Raw genomic sequence first — 16,109 nt, forward strand, 5'->3', positions numbered from 1 at the left:
TGGCCATTTTGGCTTTGGGCGGACATGTTTCCGCTCCCATGGACCAACTGTCAAAGGGGCCGTCGACGATGCAAACGACTGTGTATCCGAAGTCCGGTCAAATCCTGGGTGCGAGCACGGCAGCATTCACGGTCTGCTTCGCCGTCTGGACCATCTTCTCCATCATCGGCATTCGCATGCGCCAGGAACTTGGCCTCAGCGAAACGCAATTCGGCTTGCTTGTCGGCACGCCAATTCTTACGGGCTCTCTCATTAGGGTCGTGCTGGGTATCTGGACGGACCGCTATGGCGGCCGGATCGTCTTCACGGCGAACATGCTCGCCGCCGCTGTCGCGACCTTTCTGCTGTCCTATGCTCACACCTATCCGCAAATGCTGTTGGCTGCCCTCGGCGTCGGCATAGCCGGCGGCTCTTTTGCCGTTGGCGTTGCTTATGTGTCGCGCTGGTTCCCGCCGGAAAGGCAAGGGACAGCGCTTGGCATCTTTGGCGCGGGCAATGTCGGTGCCGCGGTCACCAAGTTCCTTGCCCCTTTCGTGCTCGTAGCCTTCGGATGGCAGGTCGTGGCGCAAGTCTGGGCCGCAGCCCTCGTTGTCATGGCCGTCATCTTCTGGCTAACGACGGAGGACGACCCCATTATCGTCGAGCGGCGGCAGTCCGGCATAAAGCCAAAAAGTGCCTGGCTCGAACTTGAACCCCTGAAGAACGTGCAGATCTGGCGCTTCGCGCTCTACTATTTCTTCGTCTTCGGCGCCTTCGTCGCGCTCGCGCTCTGGCTGCCGCAATATCTCATCAACGTCTACGGCCTCGACATCAAGACGGCCGGCATGATTGCAGCTTTCTTCTCGGTGCCGGCGAGTCTCTTTCGGGCCTATGGTGGACACCTGTCCGACAGCTTTGGCGCGCGCCGCGTGCTCTATTGGACCTTCCTGGTCTCGGTCGTGGCGACGTTCATCCTGTCCTATCCGCCGACGGACTACGTGATTCATGGCCTCAAGGGTGCGACGTCCTTCCACCTGGAGATGAGTCTCGTCGGCTTCGTCATCACGATCTTTGTGCTGGGCTTCTTCATGGCTCTCGGCAAGGCTGCGGTCTACAAGCACATCCCGGTCTACTATCCCGAGCATGTGGGCTCGGTCGGCGGCCTCGTCGGGATGATCGGCGGCCTGGGCGGCTTCCTGCTGCCGATCCTGTTCGGTTTGCTGCTTGACCTCACCGGCCTGTGGACGAGCTGCTTCATGGCGCTCTTTGTGCTGGTCACTGGTGCACTCCTGTGGATGCACGTGGCCATCCGCCAGATGGAACGTGGAGTCGCCGGTGAAGCCCTCGCCAAGCTCCCGCCGTTCCCCGAAATGCAGGGCATGCCCAAGCCCGTGACAGGAGCCCGATCGGGTGATGCTCTCACGGACTGGCGTCCGGAGGACAAGGTATTCTGGGCTGAAAGCGGCCACCGCATCGCACGCCGCAACCTATGGCTTTCGATCCCGGCGCTTCTCCTTTCTTTTGCCATCTGGCAGGTATGGTCCGTCGTCGTCGCCAAGCTTCCGCTTGTGGGCTTCACCTTCACCACCGACCAGCTCTTCTGGCTTGCAGCTCTGCCCGGAATCTCGGGCGCGACGCTGCGCATCTTCTATTCCTTCATGGTGCCGATTTTCGGCGGCAGGCTCTGGACGACCCTAACGACATGGTCGCTCCTCATCCCGGCGGTCGGGATAGGTTATGCAGTGCAGAATCCTGACACGCCCTATGTCGTGCTGTTGATGCTGGCGTTGCTTTGCGGCCTTGGCGGCGGCAACTTCGCCTCGTCCATGGCCAATATCTCCTTCTTCTTCCCGAAGGCGGAAAAAGGCAATGCGCTTGCGCTCAATGCTGGCCTTGGCAATCTCGGCGTCAGCGTCGTCCAGTTCGTCGTGCCGCTCGCTATCACCGCCGGGATATTCGGCTGGTTCGGTGGCGATCCGGCCATGGTCAAGGGACCGACGGGCGAGGCGCCCTTATGGCTGCAGAATGCCGGCTTCGTCTTCGTGCCGTTTATTGCGATCTCGGCTTTTGCAGCCTGGTTCGGCATGAACGACATCGCTTCGGCCAAGGCATCCTTCACGGAACAGGCTGTGATCTTCCAGCGCCGGCACAATTGGATCATGTGCTGGCTCTACACTGGAACTTTTGGGTCTTTCATCGGCTATTCGGCCGGATTCCCGCTGCTCACGAAAATGTTGTTCCCAGACGTCAACGCGCTTCAGTTCGCCTTTCTTGGCCCGCTTGTCGGCGCCCTGTCGCGCTCGGGCACCGGGTGGCTGGCAGACAAATATGGCGGCGCGCGAGTCACATTCTGGGTCTTCGTCCTAATGATCGCGGGTGCAGCAGGGGTTTTGTGGTTCATTGGCATCAAGGATCAACCTGGCGCATTCCTTGGCTTCTTCGCTGCGTTCCTGCTGCTGTTCTTCGCCACCGGTGTCGGCAATGCCTCCACCTTCCAGATGATCCCGGTGATCATGGCCAAGGAGATGGGCCGCTTAATGCCCACGGCAGATGCAGAGACGCGCCGTCGGCAGGCGGAGAAGGAGTCCGCCGCCATCACCGGCTTTACGTCAGCGATCGCAGCCTTCGGCGCCTTCTTCATCCCGAAGAGCTATGGCAGTTCGATCGCCTTGACGGGCGGGCCGAGCGCCGCGCTCTGGGGGTTCTTGATCTTCTACGTCAGCTGCCTCGTCATCACTTGGGCCGTCTACACCCGCAAGGGCGGCCTTCTTCACGACATCGAGCGTGCCAAGCGTGGCGCATCCGTCCAACCGGCCGCAGCCGAATAATCAAAGGCAAAAGCAATGTCGCATTTTCTCGACCGGCTAACCTTCTTCCGGAAGACCGTCGACAGTTTCTCCGACGGCCACGGCATCGTCACCAACGAGGATCGCTCATGGGAGGACGGCTACCGCAAGCGCTGGCAGCACGACAAGATCGTGCGCTCCACCCATGGCGTAAACTGCACCGGCTCCTGCTCGTGGAAGATTTACGTCAAAGGCGGCATCGTCACCTGGGAGACACAGCAGACCGACTATCCACGCACGCGGCCCGATCTTCCCAACCATGAACCGCGCGGCTGCGCGCGTGGTGCCTCATATAGCTGGTACCTCTATTCCGGCGCGCGGGTGAAATACCCGATGATCCGCGGTCGGCTGCTAAAGCTGTGGCGGGCCGCTCGTTCCACGATGCCGCCCGTTGCTGCATGGGCCTCGATCGTCAAGGATGCTGACAAGCGGCAATCCTACATCTCCATCCGCGGCCACGGTGGGTTCGTGCGCGCCACTTGGGACGAGGTGAACGAACTCATCGCGGCGGCCAATGCCTATACAGTAAAGGCTCATGGTCCCGACCGTGTCATTGGCTTCTCGCCGATCCCGGCCATGTCGATGGTCTCGTATGCAGCAGGCTCCCGCTACCTGTCGCTGATGGGTGGCGTATGCATGTCATTCTACGACTGGTATTGCGATCTGCCGCCGGCGAGCCCCCAGACCTGGGGCGAGCAGACCGACGTTCCTGAAAGCGCCGACTGGTACAATGCAGGCTTCATCATCGTCTGGGGCTCCAACGTCCCGCAAACACGCACCCCCGATGCGCACTTCTATACCGAAGTGCGTTACAAGGGCACGAAAAGTGCGGTCGTCAGCCCAGACTACGCCGAGGCGACCAAATTTGCCGATATCTGGCTCAACCCGAAGCAGGGGACTGACGCTGCACTGGCTCTGGCCATGGGCCACGTCATTCTTCGCGAATATTACCTCGATCGCACGGTTCCGTATTTCGACGACTACGCCCGCAAGTACACCGACTTGCCGTTCCTGGTTCGCCTCACGGAACGCGATGGTCGGTTCGTTCCGGAACGGCTCCTACGGGCTTCCGAGATCGCTGGTGGTCTGGGCGAGAGCAACAATCCGGAATGGAAGACAGTCGCGATCGACGAGACTACGGATAAACTCGTCTCGCCGCGCGGTTCGATCGGCTATCGCTGGGGCGAGGGCGCCAAATGGAACCTTGAGGAGAAGGATGGCGAAGGCCGGAGCATTCGGCTCAGGCTGACGCTTGCTGGCAAGAAATCCAAGATCGTGCCTGTCGATTTTCCGTATTTTGGCGGACGCGCCACCGAGCATTTCGTGTCGACCGATCACGGTGAAATTCTCACCCGCAACCTTCCGGTCCGGCGGATCAAGCTGAGCGACGGCTCCCAGGTCGCAGTCGCCACCGTCCACGACCTGATGATGGCCAATTACGGCCTCGACCGGGGTTTCGGCGGCGATCACGTGGCCAAGAGCTATGACGAAGACGTGCCGTTCACGCCCGCCTGGGCGGAGCGCATTACCGGGGTAAAGCGCGACGCGATCATCACCGTTGCCCGTGAGTTTGCCACCAACGCGGAGAAAACCGACGGCCGTTCGATGGTGATCCTCGGCGCCGGCGTGAACCACTGGTACCACATGGACATGACCTACCGGGGGATCATCAATCTCCTGGTCTTCTGTGGCGCCATCGGCCAGTCGGGCGGCGGCTGGTCGCACTATGTCGGACAGGAGAAACTGCGGCCGCAGACAGGCTGGACACCGCTTGCTTTCGCGCTCGATTGGAGCCGGCCACCCCGGCACATGAACTCGACGTCCTTCTTCTACGCGCAGACCGACCAGTGGCGCTACGAGACCCTGACGGCTGCCGAAATACTGTCGCCGACCGCGCCCGAGGGTGATTGGAACAAGAGTTTCATCGACTACAATGTTCGCGCCGAGCGTATGGGCTGGCTCCCCTCGGCGCCCCAGTTGAAGCAGAATCCGCTGACGATCGCTGCCAAGGCCAAAGCCGCCGGCCTTGAGCCGAAGGACTATGTCGTCAAGGCGCTGAAATCCGGTGAACTGGAACTCTCCTGCCATGATCCCGACGATCCCGACAACTGGCCGCGCAACATGTTCGTCTGGCGCTCAAATCTCCTCGGCTCATCCGGCAAGGGTCACGAATATTTCCTCAAGCATTTGCTCGGCACCACCCATGGTGTGATGGGTAAGGACCTCGGCGCGGAAGGGGCGGTCCGCAACACCGAAGTCGTCTGGCACGAGACGGCGCCGCAGGGAAAACTCGACCTCCTGGTCACGCTCGACTTCCGCATGTCGACCACCTGCGTCTATTCCGACATTGTACTGCCAACTGCCACTTGGTACGAGAAAAACGACCTCAACACGTCCGACATGCATCCCTTCATCCATCCGCTGTCGGCGGCGGTGGATCCTGCCTGGGAGTCGCGCTCCGACTGGGAGATTTACAAGAGCCTCGCCAAGGCCTTCTCGGAAGTATCCCGCGAGGTGTTAGGCGTTGAGCAGGATGTGGTTCTCACTCCGATCCAGCATGACAGCCCGGCCGAGATGGCCCAGGCCCTCGACGTGAAGGACTGGAAGCTCGGCGAAGTCGAGCCAATCCCGGGCAAGACAATGCCGTCGGTGATGCTCGTAACCCGCGATTACCCCAATCTCTACGCCCAGTTCACGGCGCTGGGGCCGTTGATGACAAAAATCGGCAACGGGGGCAAAGGCATCGCCTGGAACACCAAGCACGAAGTCGAGGCGCTCGGAGCGCTGAACGGCGTCCATCTCGATGGTGCGGGCAAGGGCTTGCCGAAGATCGAGACCGACATCGACGCTTGCGAGGTCATTCTCATGCTGGCGCCGGAGACCAATGGCGAGGTCGCGATCAAGGCCTGGGAGGCCTTGTCGGAAATCACCGGCCGTGAACATGCACACCTTGCCTTGCCGAAGGAAGACGAGAAGATCCGCTTCCGCGATATCCAGGCACAGCCGCGCAAGATCATCTCTTCGCCGACATGGTCCGGCATCGAAAGCGAGAAGGTCTGTTACAACGCCGGCTATACCAACGTCCACGAATTGATCCCGTGGCGGACATTGACCGGCCGCCAGCAGCTCTACCAGGATCACCTGTGGATGAGGGCCTTCGGCGAGGGGCTCGTCACCTGGAAGCCGCCAGTCGATCTCAAGACGATCCCGGGTATCAAGGATGTCCGTCCCAACGGGCACAAGGAAATCGTCCTCAACTTCATCACGCCCCACCAGAAATGGGGCATCCATTCCACCTACTCGGACAATCTTCTAATGCTGACGCTCAACCGCGGCGGCCCGGTGGTGTGGATCTCCGAGACCGACGCCAAGACGGCCGGCCTGGTCGACAATGACTGGGTCGAGGTCTTCAACATCAACGGCGCGCTCACCGCGCGTGCTGTCGTCTCCCAGCGGGTCAAGCCGGGTATGATGATGATGTATCACGCCCAGGAGAAGATCGTGAACACGCCGGGATCGGAGATGACCGGCCACCGCGGCGGCATCCACAACTCGGTTACCCGAACGGTGTTGAAACCTACCCACATGATCGGTGGCTACGCCCAGCAGGCCTATGGATTCAACTATTACGGCACGGTGGGTTCCAACCGCGACGAATTCATCGTCGTCCGCAAGATGGCCAATGTCGATTGGCTCGAAGGGCCGCTCGCGTCCGAAGCGCCGAAGGAGGCTGCAGAATGAAAATCCGTGCTCAGATCGCGATGGTGCTGAATCTCGACAAGTGCATCGGGTGCCACACCTGCTCCGTCACCTGCAAGAACGTCTGGACCAACCGGGAAGGCGTCGAATACGCCTGGTTCAACAATGTCGAGACCAAGCCTGGGGTGGGCTACCCAAAAGAATGGGAAAACCAGAAGAAATGGAATGGCGGATGGCGGCGCAAGAAGAACGGCCGCATCGAGCCGAAGATGGGCGCCAAATGGCGCATCCTTGCCAACATCTTCGCCAACCCCGACCTGCCGGAGATCGACGACTACTATGAGCCGTTCACGTTCGACTACCAACATCTGCACACGGCAAAGGAATCGAAGGCATTCCCTACGGCCCGTCCACGTTCGGCCATCACCGGCGAGCGCATGGAAAAGATCGAGTGGGGTCCCAACTGGGAGGAGATCCTCGGCGGCGAGTTCGAGAAGCGCTCCAAGGACGTGAATTTCGAGGGTGTCCAGAAGGACATCTATGGTCAGTTCGAAAACACGTTCATGATGTATCTGCCGCGATTGTGCGAGCACTGCCTCAACCCGACCTGCGCGGCGGTGTGCCCATCGGGAGCGATCTATAAACGCGAAGAGGACGGTATCGTCCTGATCGACCAGGACAAATGCCGGGGCTGGCGCATGTGCGTCTCTGGCTGCCCTTACAAGAAGATTTACTACAACTGGTCGTCGGGTAAATCGGAGAAGTGCATCTTCTGCTACCCCCGCATCGAGGCGGGGCAGCCGACGGTCTGCTCGGAAACCTGCGTCGGGCGTATCCGCTATCTCGGCGTGATCCTCTACGATGCGGACCGTATCGAGGCGGCTGCCAGCACTCCCGACGAGAAGGATCTCTATCAGGCGCAGCTCGACATTTTCCTCAATCCGAACGACCCGGCCGTCATCGCCCAAGCCCGCGCTGACGGGATTCCTGACAATTGGCTGGAAGCGGCGAAATTGTCGCCCGTCTGGAAGATGGCGATGGAGTGGAAAATAGCCTTCCCGCTGCACCCGGAATACCGCACCTTGCCGATGGTCTGGTATGTGCCGCCGCTCTCGCCCATCCAGTCAGCGGCCGCCGCAGGCAAGATGGGCGTCGACGGCGACATGCCTGATGTGCGCAGCCTGCGCATCCCGCTCCAGTATCTCGCCAATCTGCTGACGGCGGGCAAGGAGGAGCCTGTTGCTCTCGCGCTCGAACGCATGCTCGCGATGCGCAGCTACATGCGGGCAAAAACGATCGACGGTCGCCTCGACGAGTCGATCGCGACACGGGTCGGCCTGACGGGAACGGCGATCGACGAAATGTACAAGGTGATGGCGATCGCGAATTACGAGGACCGTTTCGTCATCCCGACGGCGCACCGCGAATGGAGTGAGGACGCGCAGGACATGCGAGGCTCCTGCGGCTTCTCCTTTGGAAACGGCTGCTCGAGCGGCTCCACCGAGACGAACCTCTTTGGCACCAAGCAGACCAAGCGACCAACCAATCCGATGGAGATCGCATGATGATCAACCCGGTCTCGAACAGGACGTTCAGAGCGCTCTCTGCACTCCTTGCCTATCCGACGGAGGATCTTTCCCCGGCAATTCCGGAAATTATCGCGGCTATCGAGGCCGAGGGGCTGATATCGGTCGAAGCAAGGGAGCAACTGCGCCCTCTGCTTGCCGATCTGGGCACATTGGATCTGTACGATCTCCAGGAGCGCTATGTGGAGTTGTTCGACAAGACGCGTCGCCACTCGCTGCATCTCTTCGAGCACATCCACGGCGAAAGCCGTGACCGTGGACAGGCGATGGTCGATCTGCTCGAGCACTATCAACGCGGCGGACTTCTTATCGCGGCAAACGAGTTGCCCGATTTCATCCCGCTTTTCCTTGAGTTTCTGTCCGCTCGCCCGCTCGAGGAGGCGCGTGGCCTGCTCAAGGAAACCGCCCATATCTTCTCGCTGCTTGAGGAAAGGCTGGCCAAGCGAACCGGAGGTTATGCCGCCGTGTTCACGGCCGCGCTCTCGATCATAAACGAAACCGCTGTGATCGCCGACACGGTCGAGATCAATGACGAGCCCGACGACCTGGCTTCCATCGATGCCGCCTGGGAAGAAACCGCCGTCACTTTCGGTCCAGGAAATGCGACCGATGGCTGTTCCGTCGATCGGTTGAGAATCCAGATGCGCGCGGCGAACCGCGACGCGCGGCATAACGTGGCCTGACCGGGAGGCAAGCGATGTCCAACGCAATTAACGACGTGCTCTTTGGTTGGTATCCCTATTTCTGCCTGACCGTCTTCCTGCTTGGGAGCCTGATCCGTTTCGACCGCGAGCAGTACACCTGGAAGACAGGTTCCTCCCAGCTTTTGCGACGGCGGCAGCTCCGCTGGGGTTCCAATCTCTTCCATGTGGGTATCCTGGCGATCTTCGGCGGGCATTTCGTCGGCCTGTTGACGCCGATCTGGGTGTTTGATGCGCTCGGCATCTCTCACAGTTTCAAGCAGGGGCTCGCCATCACCGTCGGCGGCATCGCCGGCGTTGCCTGCTTCGTCGGTATCGCGCTTCTCGCCCATCGTCGGCTATTCGATGCCCGCATTCGCAATACGTCCGCTCCCGGCGACATCGCCATTCTGTTGCTGCTCTGGCTGCAACTTGCTCTTGGCCTTTCGACGATCTTCGTCTCGCTCGGTCACATGGATGGCCACGAGATGGTGAAATTCATGAACTGGGCGCAGCGAATTCTCACCTTGCAGCCAGCGGCCGCAGACTATGTCGCCGACGTCAACCCGATCTTCAAGGCGCATCTCCTGCTTGGAATGACGATCTTTCTGGTGTTTCCGTTCACAAGGCTGGTCCACGTCTGGAGTGCCCCGATCTGGTATCTCGGTCGCCCCGGCTACCAGGTGGTGCGCACCCGCCTGGCGACCCGCCGATCACCTGCGCCTGTGTCAACGGTCCCGTCGCCTGCGCCGGTGCGGCCTGTTGCAATTCCTGCCCCCCAGCCTGCGGAGTAAGTCATGACCGCTCTTATCATCGATCACGCGGCCAGCCGCGCACCGTCCTCCGAACATCCGCACGAGCACCGGCCGGCGACACCTGACACGACTCCGTCGCGCGAGCGCGTGGCGATGCCGCCAGTAACAGTGAATGGTGTGACGGTTTCGCGTAAGGCGATTGCCGCCGAGGTGCAGAACTTTCCTGCGCGCAACCCCGGCGAGGGCTGGAGGGCGGCAACCCGAGCGCTGGTCATTCGCGAATTGCTGCTGCAGGAAGCACGGCGTCTCGATATCGCCGCGGAACAAAAGACCGACCAAGACGGACGCCGGGAGACCATTGAGGATGCGCTGGTGCGCGGCCTCATCGAACGCGAAGTCTGTGTGCCGGAGGCGGACGAGGAGGTGCTGGGTCGCTTCTATGAGAACAACCTTCGCCGCTTCGTGACGCCATCGCTCTACGAAGCCGATCACATCCTCATCGGCGCACGCCGCGACGAAGACAAAGCTTTCGCCGTAGCGCGAGAAAAGGCGCTGTCGCTCAGATCGGCGCTGGCAACTGCGCCGGAGCGTTTCGCAGCGCTGGCGCAGGACTGTTCGGATTGTCCATCGAGAGCGCTTGGCGGCAGCCTCGGCCAGATCGGGCCAGGCGACACGACTCCGGAATTCGAAGCCGCCCTGATTCAACTCGCCCCAGGTGACATCTCGCCGCCAGTGGAGACACGGTACGGAGTCCACCTCATTCGCCTGACGCGAAGGATCGACGGCCGCCAGCTCCCGTTTGACGTCGTGCGGGAGCGCATCGCCGCTTACTTGACCGAGCACGTCACTCGGCAAGCTACGGCGCAATACGTCTCCCTGCTTGTCGGTCGGGCGGATATCAGCGGCATTGAGATCGGCGGCCCATCTTCGCCGTTGGTGCAGTGAGGACGATGCGATGCTCGGAAACCTCATTGCCTCGCTGGACGATCCGAAAGTCGCCATGGGTCTCGTCGCAGCGTTCGACGAGCCCGCCTTGCTGACCCGTTTGGCTGCGGCGGCTGATGCGTCTGGTCGTTTGCCAGCCGAGATCGTCGGCTCGGCCGTTCGCAATTTTGTGGACACCGCGACCGATGATTATTGGACACAGCTCATCGGTATCATGAATCGAGCGGAAGATCCCGGCCTGGCGGCCATGCGCGCAATTCTCGAAAAGTCCCTGCCAGCGGCGAAGGCTGTCTGACGATGGGTGCGCTGCGCAACGACTGCTTCCGCTCAGGCGCCCAGACAATGTCGTTTGAAACCGCTCGAGCCGTCGCCGTCGCGCTTGCTGAACCGCTCAACAGGCAGGAAGACGTGCCGTTGGTGCGGGCGGTCGGACGCATCCTGGCAGCGACGATCGAAGCTCCCTGCGCCCTTCCGCCATTCGATCAGGCGGCGATGGATGGATATGCCTTCCGCCTGTCGGGCAAGAAGGGCGTGCCTTTGGTCCTGCCTATTTCCGGGCGCACGTGTGCTGGCGACAAACCGGACGTGTTGGCACCGGGGACAGCCCGTCGCGTTATGACTGGTGCCGCATTGCCAGGCGGCGCGGATACAGTCGTTATGCAGGAGCATGCAACCCGCAGGGGCGATATCGTGCAGTTCGGGCTCGACGTCGAAGCCGGTGCCCACATTCGACGGGTTGGCGAGGACGTAACAAAGGGCACGGCTATCCTTCGGCCAGGCCGCGTTATCGGCTGGACAGAAGTTGCGCTGCTAAGCGCGCTTGGCATTGCAACGGTTTCGGTTGCCCGTCCCCTGCGGGTCGCGGTTCTCGCGACCGGAAGCGAGCTTCGCAATGCAGGCGAACCGCTTCCCCCTGGCGCCGTTTACGACAGCAACGGACCCATGCTTGGCGCGCTGCTGGCGGAGCCGAGCGCGCATGTCACGTCCCTAACCGTTCGTGACGACCTGGCTGCCATCACGCAAGCACTCGAAACCATCGCGGGAACGGCCGACCTCGTTATCGTCACCGCCGGTATGTCGGTCGGCGAAGAAGATCATGTGCGCAATGCCGTCGTACGTGCCGGGGGTGGCCTCGACGTCGTCAAGGTGGCGATGAAGCCCGGAAAGCCGCTGGCTTTCGGCACGCTTGCAGGCGCGTATTTCATAGGACTGCCCGGCAACCCACAAGCTGCAGCGTTCGGCGCGCTCGCCTTCGTGCGCCCGATGATGAAAGCTCTTCTCGGCCAAGCTCCAGCGAACCGCATCACGGCCGAGATAAATTTCACACATCCCCGCAAGCCGGATCGCACGGAACTGCTGCCGGTCCGCTTGAAAGTCGACCAGGGTCGATTGACCGCACATCGCAGCGGGCCGGATGGCTCGCACAGAATAATGCCGATGGTGTGCGCCGACGCCGTTGCTGTTGTGCCTGGCGCATCAACGCCCGTCGAAGTTGGCTCGCTCCTGGAAGTTCTTCCGTTCGACCAGCCGCGATTCGCGGTTAACTGACGCAAATTCCTATCGGAAGGAACTCTCGCATGCAGATCGGTAGACCTGGTTATCCAATCACCGCAATCGTCTATTCAAACGGTTCCCAGTTCGAAGCTTTCTTGCAGGAATTCACCAGCGCCATGGCCGAACAAGGCGTGCAACTGGCCGGCCTTATCCAGCGCAGTGAGCCGAAACCAGGTCGCCTGAAATGCGATATGTATCTGCGCGACCTCGCAACAGGTGAGCTTCACGGGATATCAGATGATCGAGGTCCTCAAGCACGAGGCTGCGTTTTGAATGCCGATCGGCTGCTCCGCGCCTGCACGGCTGCCGAAGCAGAGTTGTCTAACCAGACCGACCTTCTGGTCCTCTGCAAATTCGGAAAGACCGAGGTCGAAGGCGGCGGCTTCAGAGCTTTGATCGCCAGGGCGCTCGAATTTTCCGTTCCCGTCCTGATCGGTGTTCCCCTCATCAACCTATCGCCGTTCCGTGAATTCTCTGCTGGGCTGGCACGAGAAATGGACCTGTCCGAGATCGTATCCAATCCGCTTACGGCAGCGGAACGTCTGCTGTCGCATTGGTCGCCGATGAGCGAAACGAAGATAGAGGTTGCATGAATTCCGCGTCAGCGAGTTCCCAATGCCTACCGCCGCTTCCATCCGATGGCAATGCGGTGCTTCGGTCGGGGCTTGGTGCGAAGTGAGAGCCTCACGCTGGCTTACGCCCAACACGTACTTAATGACTTCGGTTTGGCTGGGGCGTTTGCCCGCGGTCTGCCCTTCCGAACCTTAGGTGACGCCAAGATAGCGATCAGGCTTGTGATTGATGGCAATGATCATGTTGAAGATCGCCGCGCCAAGGATCGACAGCACCAGATGATCGGGTGTCAGGACGAACAAGGCGGCGCCGAGGATTCCGAGATCAACGGCAAGCTGGAAGTAGCCAGCCCTAATCCCCAAGGTCTCCTGGAGAAAGATGGCCAGGATATTGATGCCGCCAAGACCAGTACGGTGGCGAAAGAGAATCAAAAGCCCCGTCCCGCATAGGCCACCGCCCACCACGGCTGCGTAGGTGGGGTCTAGCAGGGAAAATTCGACCCAGCGTGCCGATAATCGCGACAACAGGGAAACGAGGCTGACGGCGAGAAACGTCCTGACTGTGAAACGCCAGCCCATTCGCTTCATCGCGAGATAGTAGAAGGGTAGGTTGATAAGAGAAAATGCTACCCAGAACTGCATGCCGGTGGCGTATTGCAGTAGGAGGGCCATTCCGGCCATTCCGCCGACCAGAAGCGTCGCTTTGGCGTAGATCACCGTGCCGAGTGCGACAAAGAGCGTCCCCAGGAACATTGCAAAGGCATCCTCATGGAGGCCGTGCCTATCGTGCTCTCGGTGTTCCATTTGCCAGTCCCCGCTTGCGGGCAGGAACGGTTTTCCAATCTGTGCTGCAGAATTGGACCTGCTGTTCTTGCGCCCATGTCGAAACGATCGTGGCCATCCGTACCCGACAAATGGCGCGCGATCTTTGCGCGGGCGCAAACCAGATTACGCGGAGCCCAGCCATACGCGGGAACTTGCATCACCGGAATATGCACGACGGCAACAGTTTGGAGACATCCGGCGAGCCTGTGCGTGGACACGGCAGTTCAACCGGCAACAGACCGAACTTCCCGACAGAAAGCTTGTCGCGGCACTAGAGGAGGACTGTAACAACCGCAGAACTGGCGAAGTAGTTAAGCTTTCGCCTTTCGCTTCGCCGTCGATTTCTTGACACGTGCCGACGGTTTGCGGCCTAGGCCCGATGATTTTGCGAGCACAGAGCGGGTTGCGGAATAGCTCGGAGCCACCATTGGATAATCACGCGGAAGCCCCCATTTCGCGCGATATTCGTCAGCGGTGAGCCCAAAGTCCGTTCTGAGGTGCCGCTTCAGCGACTTGAACTTTTTTCCATCCTCTAGGCAGACGATGTAATCGGGAAACACCGATCTTTTCGGATTGACCGCTGGTGTTTGTGGCGGCTGTTCAACGATATCCGGCCGACCAAGATTTTTGAGAGTGGCGTTCACTGACGATATTAGATCCGGCAGACCAGCCACTGGCACAGCGTTGTTTTGGACAAACGCTGAAACAATATCGGCGGTCAGTCCTATCAGGTCCACGTTCGGGCGATCAGTTTGTTCGCTCAATGTATGAAACTCCAGTTTCTGTTCCGCATTCGTATTGGGGAAAGACGGATGGCGCAAGAAGTTGGCCCGCGGAACGAGCTATCTCTTCTCACTGAGAGTCCTGCCTGTGCTGTTCCAAGTCTCTCTGGCCGTTCTTGGTTTCAATTTATGGCTATCCTGTCGGCTCCGGAGCCGCACAAAGCAGGCGACTACCCCTTGGATTCGCGGCTGGGAAAGGTGCCGCTCAACGGCTCACCTCTGCTTTCGTCCGTGGCGAATGATGTGATGTTATTCAAGCCACTGGCTCTCCCGCTACCCACCTTCGAGAAATGAGATATGTACGAAGTCGCGCTGGCTCCCGCGTTGTCGCGAAAACAACGTCCGAGCGGAGTCTGAGAGCGGACCCACATCAGCGTGTGATGAGCCGTCACAAACAGACCAGATCAGGTTGATCTAGATCAAGTTCCTCACAGGCGGACGATGGTTTCATGAATCGCGCTCAAAATGGGAGGCTATCACGAAGCGCACACTGCATCTCAAGATAGCGACTCGAACCGAGGATGGCAGCGAACTCATCGCTTTTCTCAAGCACGCGATCCCCTTTTATGAGTCATTGCCAGGTGTTCGGGTGCGATTGCTCCGAAACATCAATGATCCTCGCTGCTTCATTGAGGTGATCGAATACAAAACGATTGAGGCGTTCCGGAGTGACGAAGCCCGCGTTCGAGACGATCCGCAAATGCAGATTCTGCTCCGAGAGTGGCGGTCACTTCTCGCCGAGGGCGCGGAAATCGAAACCTATGAGGACATGACAAGCCTGATCTAAACAAGGGGGAACCCAGATGGGGATGAATCAGCCTGCAGTGACAGAATTTGCGGCTCCGCTGTACGTCGCGTGGGAAATAACCCACCACTGCAATGCTCGCTGCCTCCATTGCTATTCTGCGTCCGGACCCGAGGTCCCGTCGCGTGAATTGCCGCTGCCAGATGCCCTCGACCTCATCGACCAGTTGGCGGATGCAGGGGTGCTAGTGCTGGCTTTTTCTGGCGGAGAGCCACTCATGCATCGGCATTGGCGCGAGCTTGTCGGCCACGCGGTTGGACGCGGGCTCAATGTCAACGTCGGCAGCAACGGGTCATGCATCAACGATCGTAATGCAGATCTACTGAAGGAACTTGGTGTCAAGAGCGTTACCATCAGTCTCGACAGTCATGATCCCGCGACGCACGATTATTTTCGCCAACTTCCCGGGTGTTTCGACAAGGCAGTGGGCGCCATCGAGCGGCTCATCACCCGGGACGTGCGGGTCGTCGTTGGCTTCACGCCAACCCGGATCAACTGGGAGCATGGTCGCCGTGTTATCGCGCTGGCGGAGAACCTCGGAGCGGATGCGGTGAATCTCTCCGAGTATGTGCCGGCAGGCCGCGGGACGCGTGACCTGGCGCTCGCGCCGGATCAACTTCACGCCGTTCTGCGCGAATGGGTCGCTGCTCGGGAAGAGTACAAGGGCCGCCTTGAGATAATGTGGCACGACTGCCGCGTTGGCCTCCTCGTCACCGAAGAGGAGCAGCGCAAATACGTCGGATGTGGCGCCGGACGATTGATCGCGCGCATTATGCCCGATGGAACGGTCACGCCCTGTGTATTTCTTCCAACTACGATCGGCAACATCCCGCGGGACGGCTTCCGAAACCTCTGGGATCGCTCGTTCCTGCTGGCCCAGTTTCGTGATCGACAGGGCCACGTCAGCGGCAATTGCGGAACGTGCAGTCACTTAAAGACATGTGGTGGCTGCCGAGCCGTCGCCTATGCATATAGTGACGGCGACCCGCTCGCCGGCGACCCGCACTGCTGGGTCAACACCATGCAAATTGACGAGGTCGCCGGCATAGCCGCCGGCGAAGGCTTGCCGATTTAAGGAGGC

12 protein-coding genes are annotated in these 16,109 nt (G+C 60.2%); 10 read left to right on the plus strand and 2 right to left on the minus strand.

Features of this window, described 5'->3' with window-relative positions:
• Positions 1-68: 68 nt before the first annotated feature.
• Genes FJ426_RS07635 through FJ426_RS07675 form a run of 9 tightly spaced genes read left to right on the plus strand, consistent with a single transcriptional unit; the run spans position 69 to position 12,637 of the window.
• On the plus strand, positions 69-2,807 hold the full coding sequence (locus FJ426_RS07635) for an MFS transporter (protein ID WP_140825109.1): 2,739 nt from the start codon (positions 69-71) through the stop codon (positions 2,805-2,807).
• Between the two features lie 15 nt (positions 2,808-2,822).
• Positions 2,823-6,566: a nitrate reductase subunit alpha gene (locus tag FJ426_RS07640; RefSeq protein ID WP_140825110.1), complete on the plus strand. Its 3,744-nt coding sequence runs from the start codon at positions 2,823-2,825 to the stop codon at positions 6,564-6,566.
• Positions 6,563-8,089: a nitrate reductase subunit beta gene (narH, locus tag FJ426_RS07645; RefSeq protein WP_140825111.1), complete on the plus strand. Its 1,527-nt coding sequence runs from the start codon at positions 6,563-6,565 to the stop codon at positions 8,087-8,089. The genes FJ426_RS07640 and narH overlap by 4 nt, the downstream gene beginning before the upstream one ends.
• Entirely contained in the window at positions 8,086-8,793 is a 708-nt protein-coding gene (narJ, locus tag FJ426_RS07650) for a nitrate reductase molybdenum cofactor assembly chaperone (protein ID WP_246675509.1), read from the plus strand. Before narH ends, narJ begins: the two co-directional genes overlap by 4 nt.
• A gap of 14 nt (positions 8,794-8,807) precedes the next feature.
• Positions 8,808-9,584, plus strand: a complete 777-nt coding sequence (narI, locus tag FJ426_RS07655; protein WP_140825113.1) for a respiratory nitrate reductase subunit gamma — start codon at positions 8,808-8,810, stop codon at positions 9,582-9,584.
• 3 nt (positions 9,585-9,587) lie between these two features.
• On the plus strand, positions 9,588-10,490 hold the full coding sequence (locus FJ426_RS07660; protein WP_140825114.1) for a peptidylprolyl isomerase: 903 nt from the start codon (positions 9,588-9,590) through the stop codon (positions 10,488-10,490).
• 10 nt (positions 10,491-10,500) lie between these two features.
• Entirely contained in the window at positions 10,501-10,785 is a 285-nt protein-coding gene (locus FJ426_RS07665; RefSeq protein WP_140825115.1) for a hypothetical protein, read from the plus strand.
• A gap of 2 nt (positions 10,786-10,787) precedes the next feature.
• On the plus strand, positions 10,788-12,038 hold the full coding sequence (glp, locus tag FJ426_RS07670; protein ID WP_140825116.1) for a gephyrin-like molybdotransferase Glp: 1,251 nt from the start codon (positions 10,788-10,790) through the stop codon (positions 12,036-12,038).
• A 29-nt stretch (positions 12,039-12,067) separates the two neighbouring features.
• Complete coding sequence (locus FJ426_RS07675) at positions 12,068-12,637, plus strand: DUF2478 domain-containing protein (RefSeq protein ID WP_140825117.1); 570 nt, start codon at positions 12,068-12,070, stop codon at positions 12,635-12,637.
• Between the two features lie 171 nt (positions 12,638-12,808).
• Here the strand turns inward: FJ426_RS07675 and FJ426_RS07680 are convergent, their stop codons facing one another.
• Together FJ426_RS07680 and FJ426_RS07685 are read right to left on the minus strand one after the other, a co-directional pair.
• Positions 12,809-13,369 (minus strand): YitT family protein, encoded by a 561-nt coding sequence (locus FJ426_RS07680; RefSeq protein ID WP_246675510.1) that lies wholly within the window; start codon positions 13,367-13,369, stop codon positions 12,809-12,811.
• Positions 13,370-13,752: 383 nt separating this feature from the next.
• Positions 13,753-14,205, minus strand: coding sequence for a MucR family transcriptional regulator (locus FJ426_RS07685; RefSeq protein WP_140825119.1), 453 nt, complete (start codon positions 14,203-14,205; stop codon positions 13,753-13,755).
• A gap of 821 nt (positions 14,206-15,026) precedes the next feature.
• Here FJ426_RS07685 and FJ426_RS07690 point away from each other — a divergent pair.
• Entirely contained in the window at positions 15,027-16,103 is a 1,077-nt protein-coding gene (locus FJ426_RS07690; protein WP_140825120.1) for a radical SAM protein, read from the plus strand.
• The last annotated feature ends 6 nt before the right edge of the window (positions 16,104-16,109 follow it).

Source organism: Mesorhizobium sp. B2-6-4, assembly GCF_006441495.1.
Taxonomy (GTDB): domain Bacteria; phylum Pseudomonadota; class Alphaproteobacteria; order Rhizobiales; family Rhizobiaceae; genus Mesorhizobium.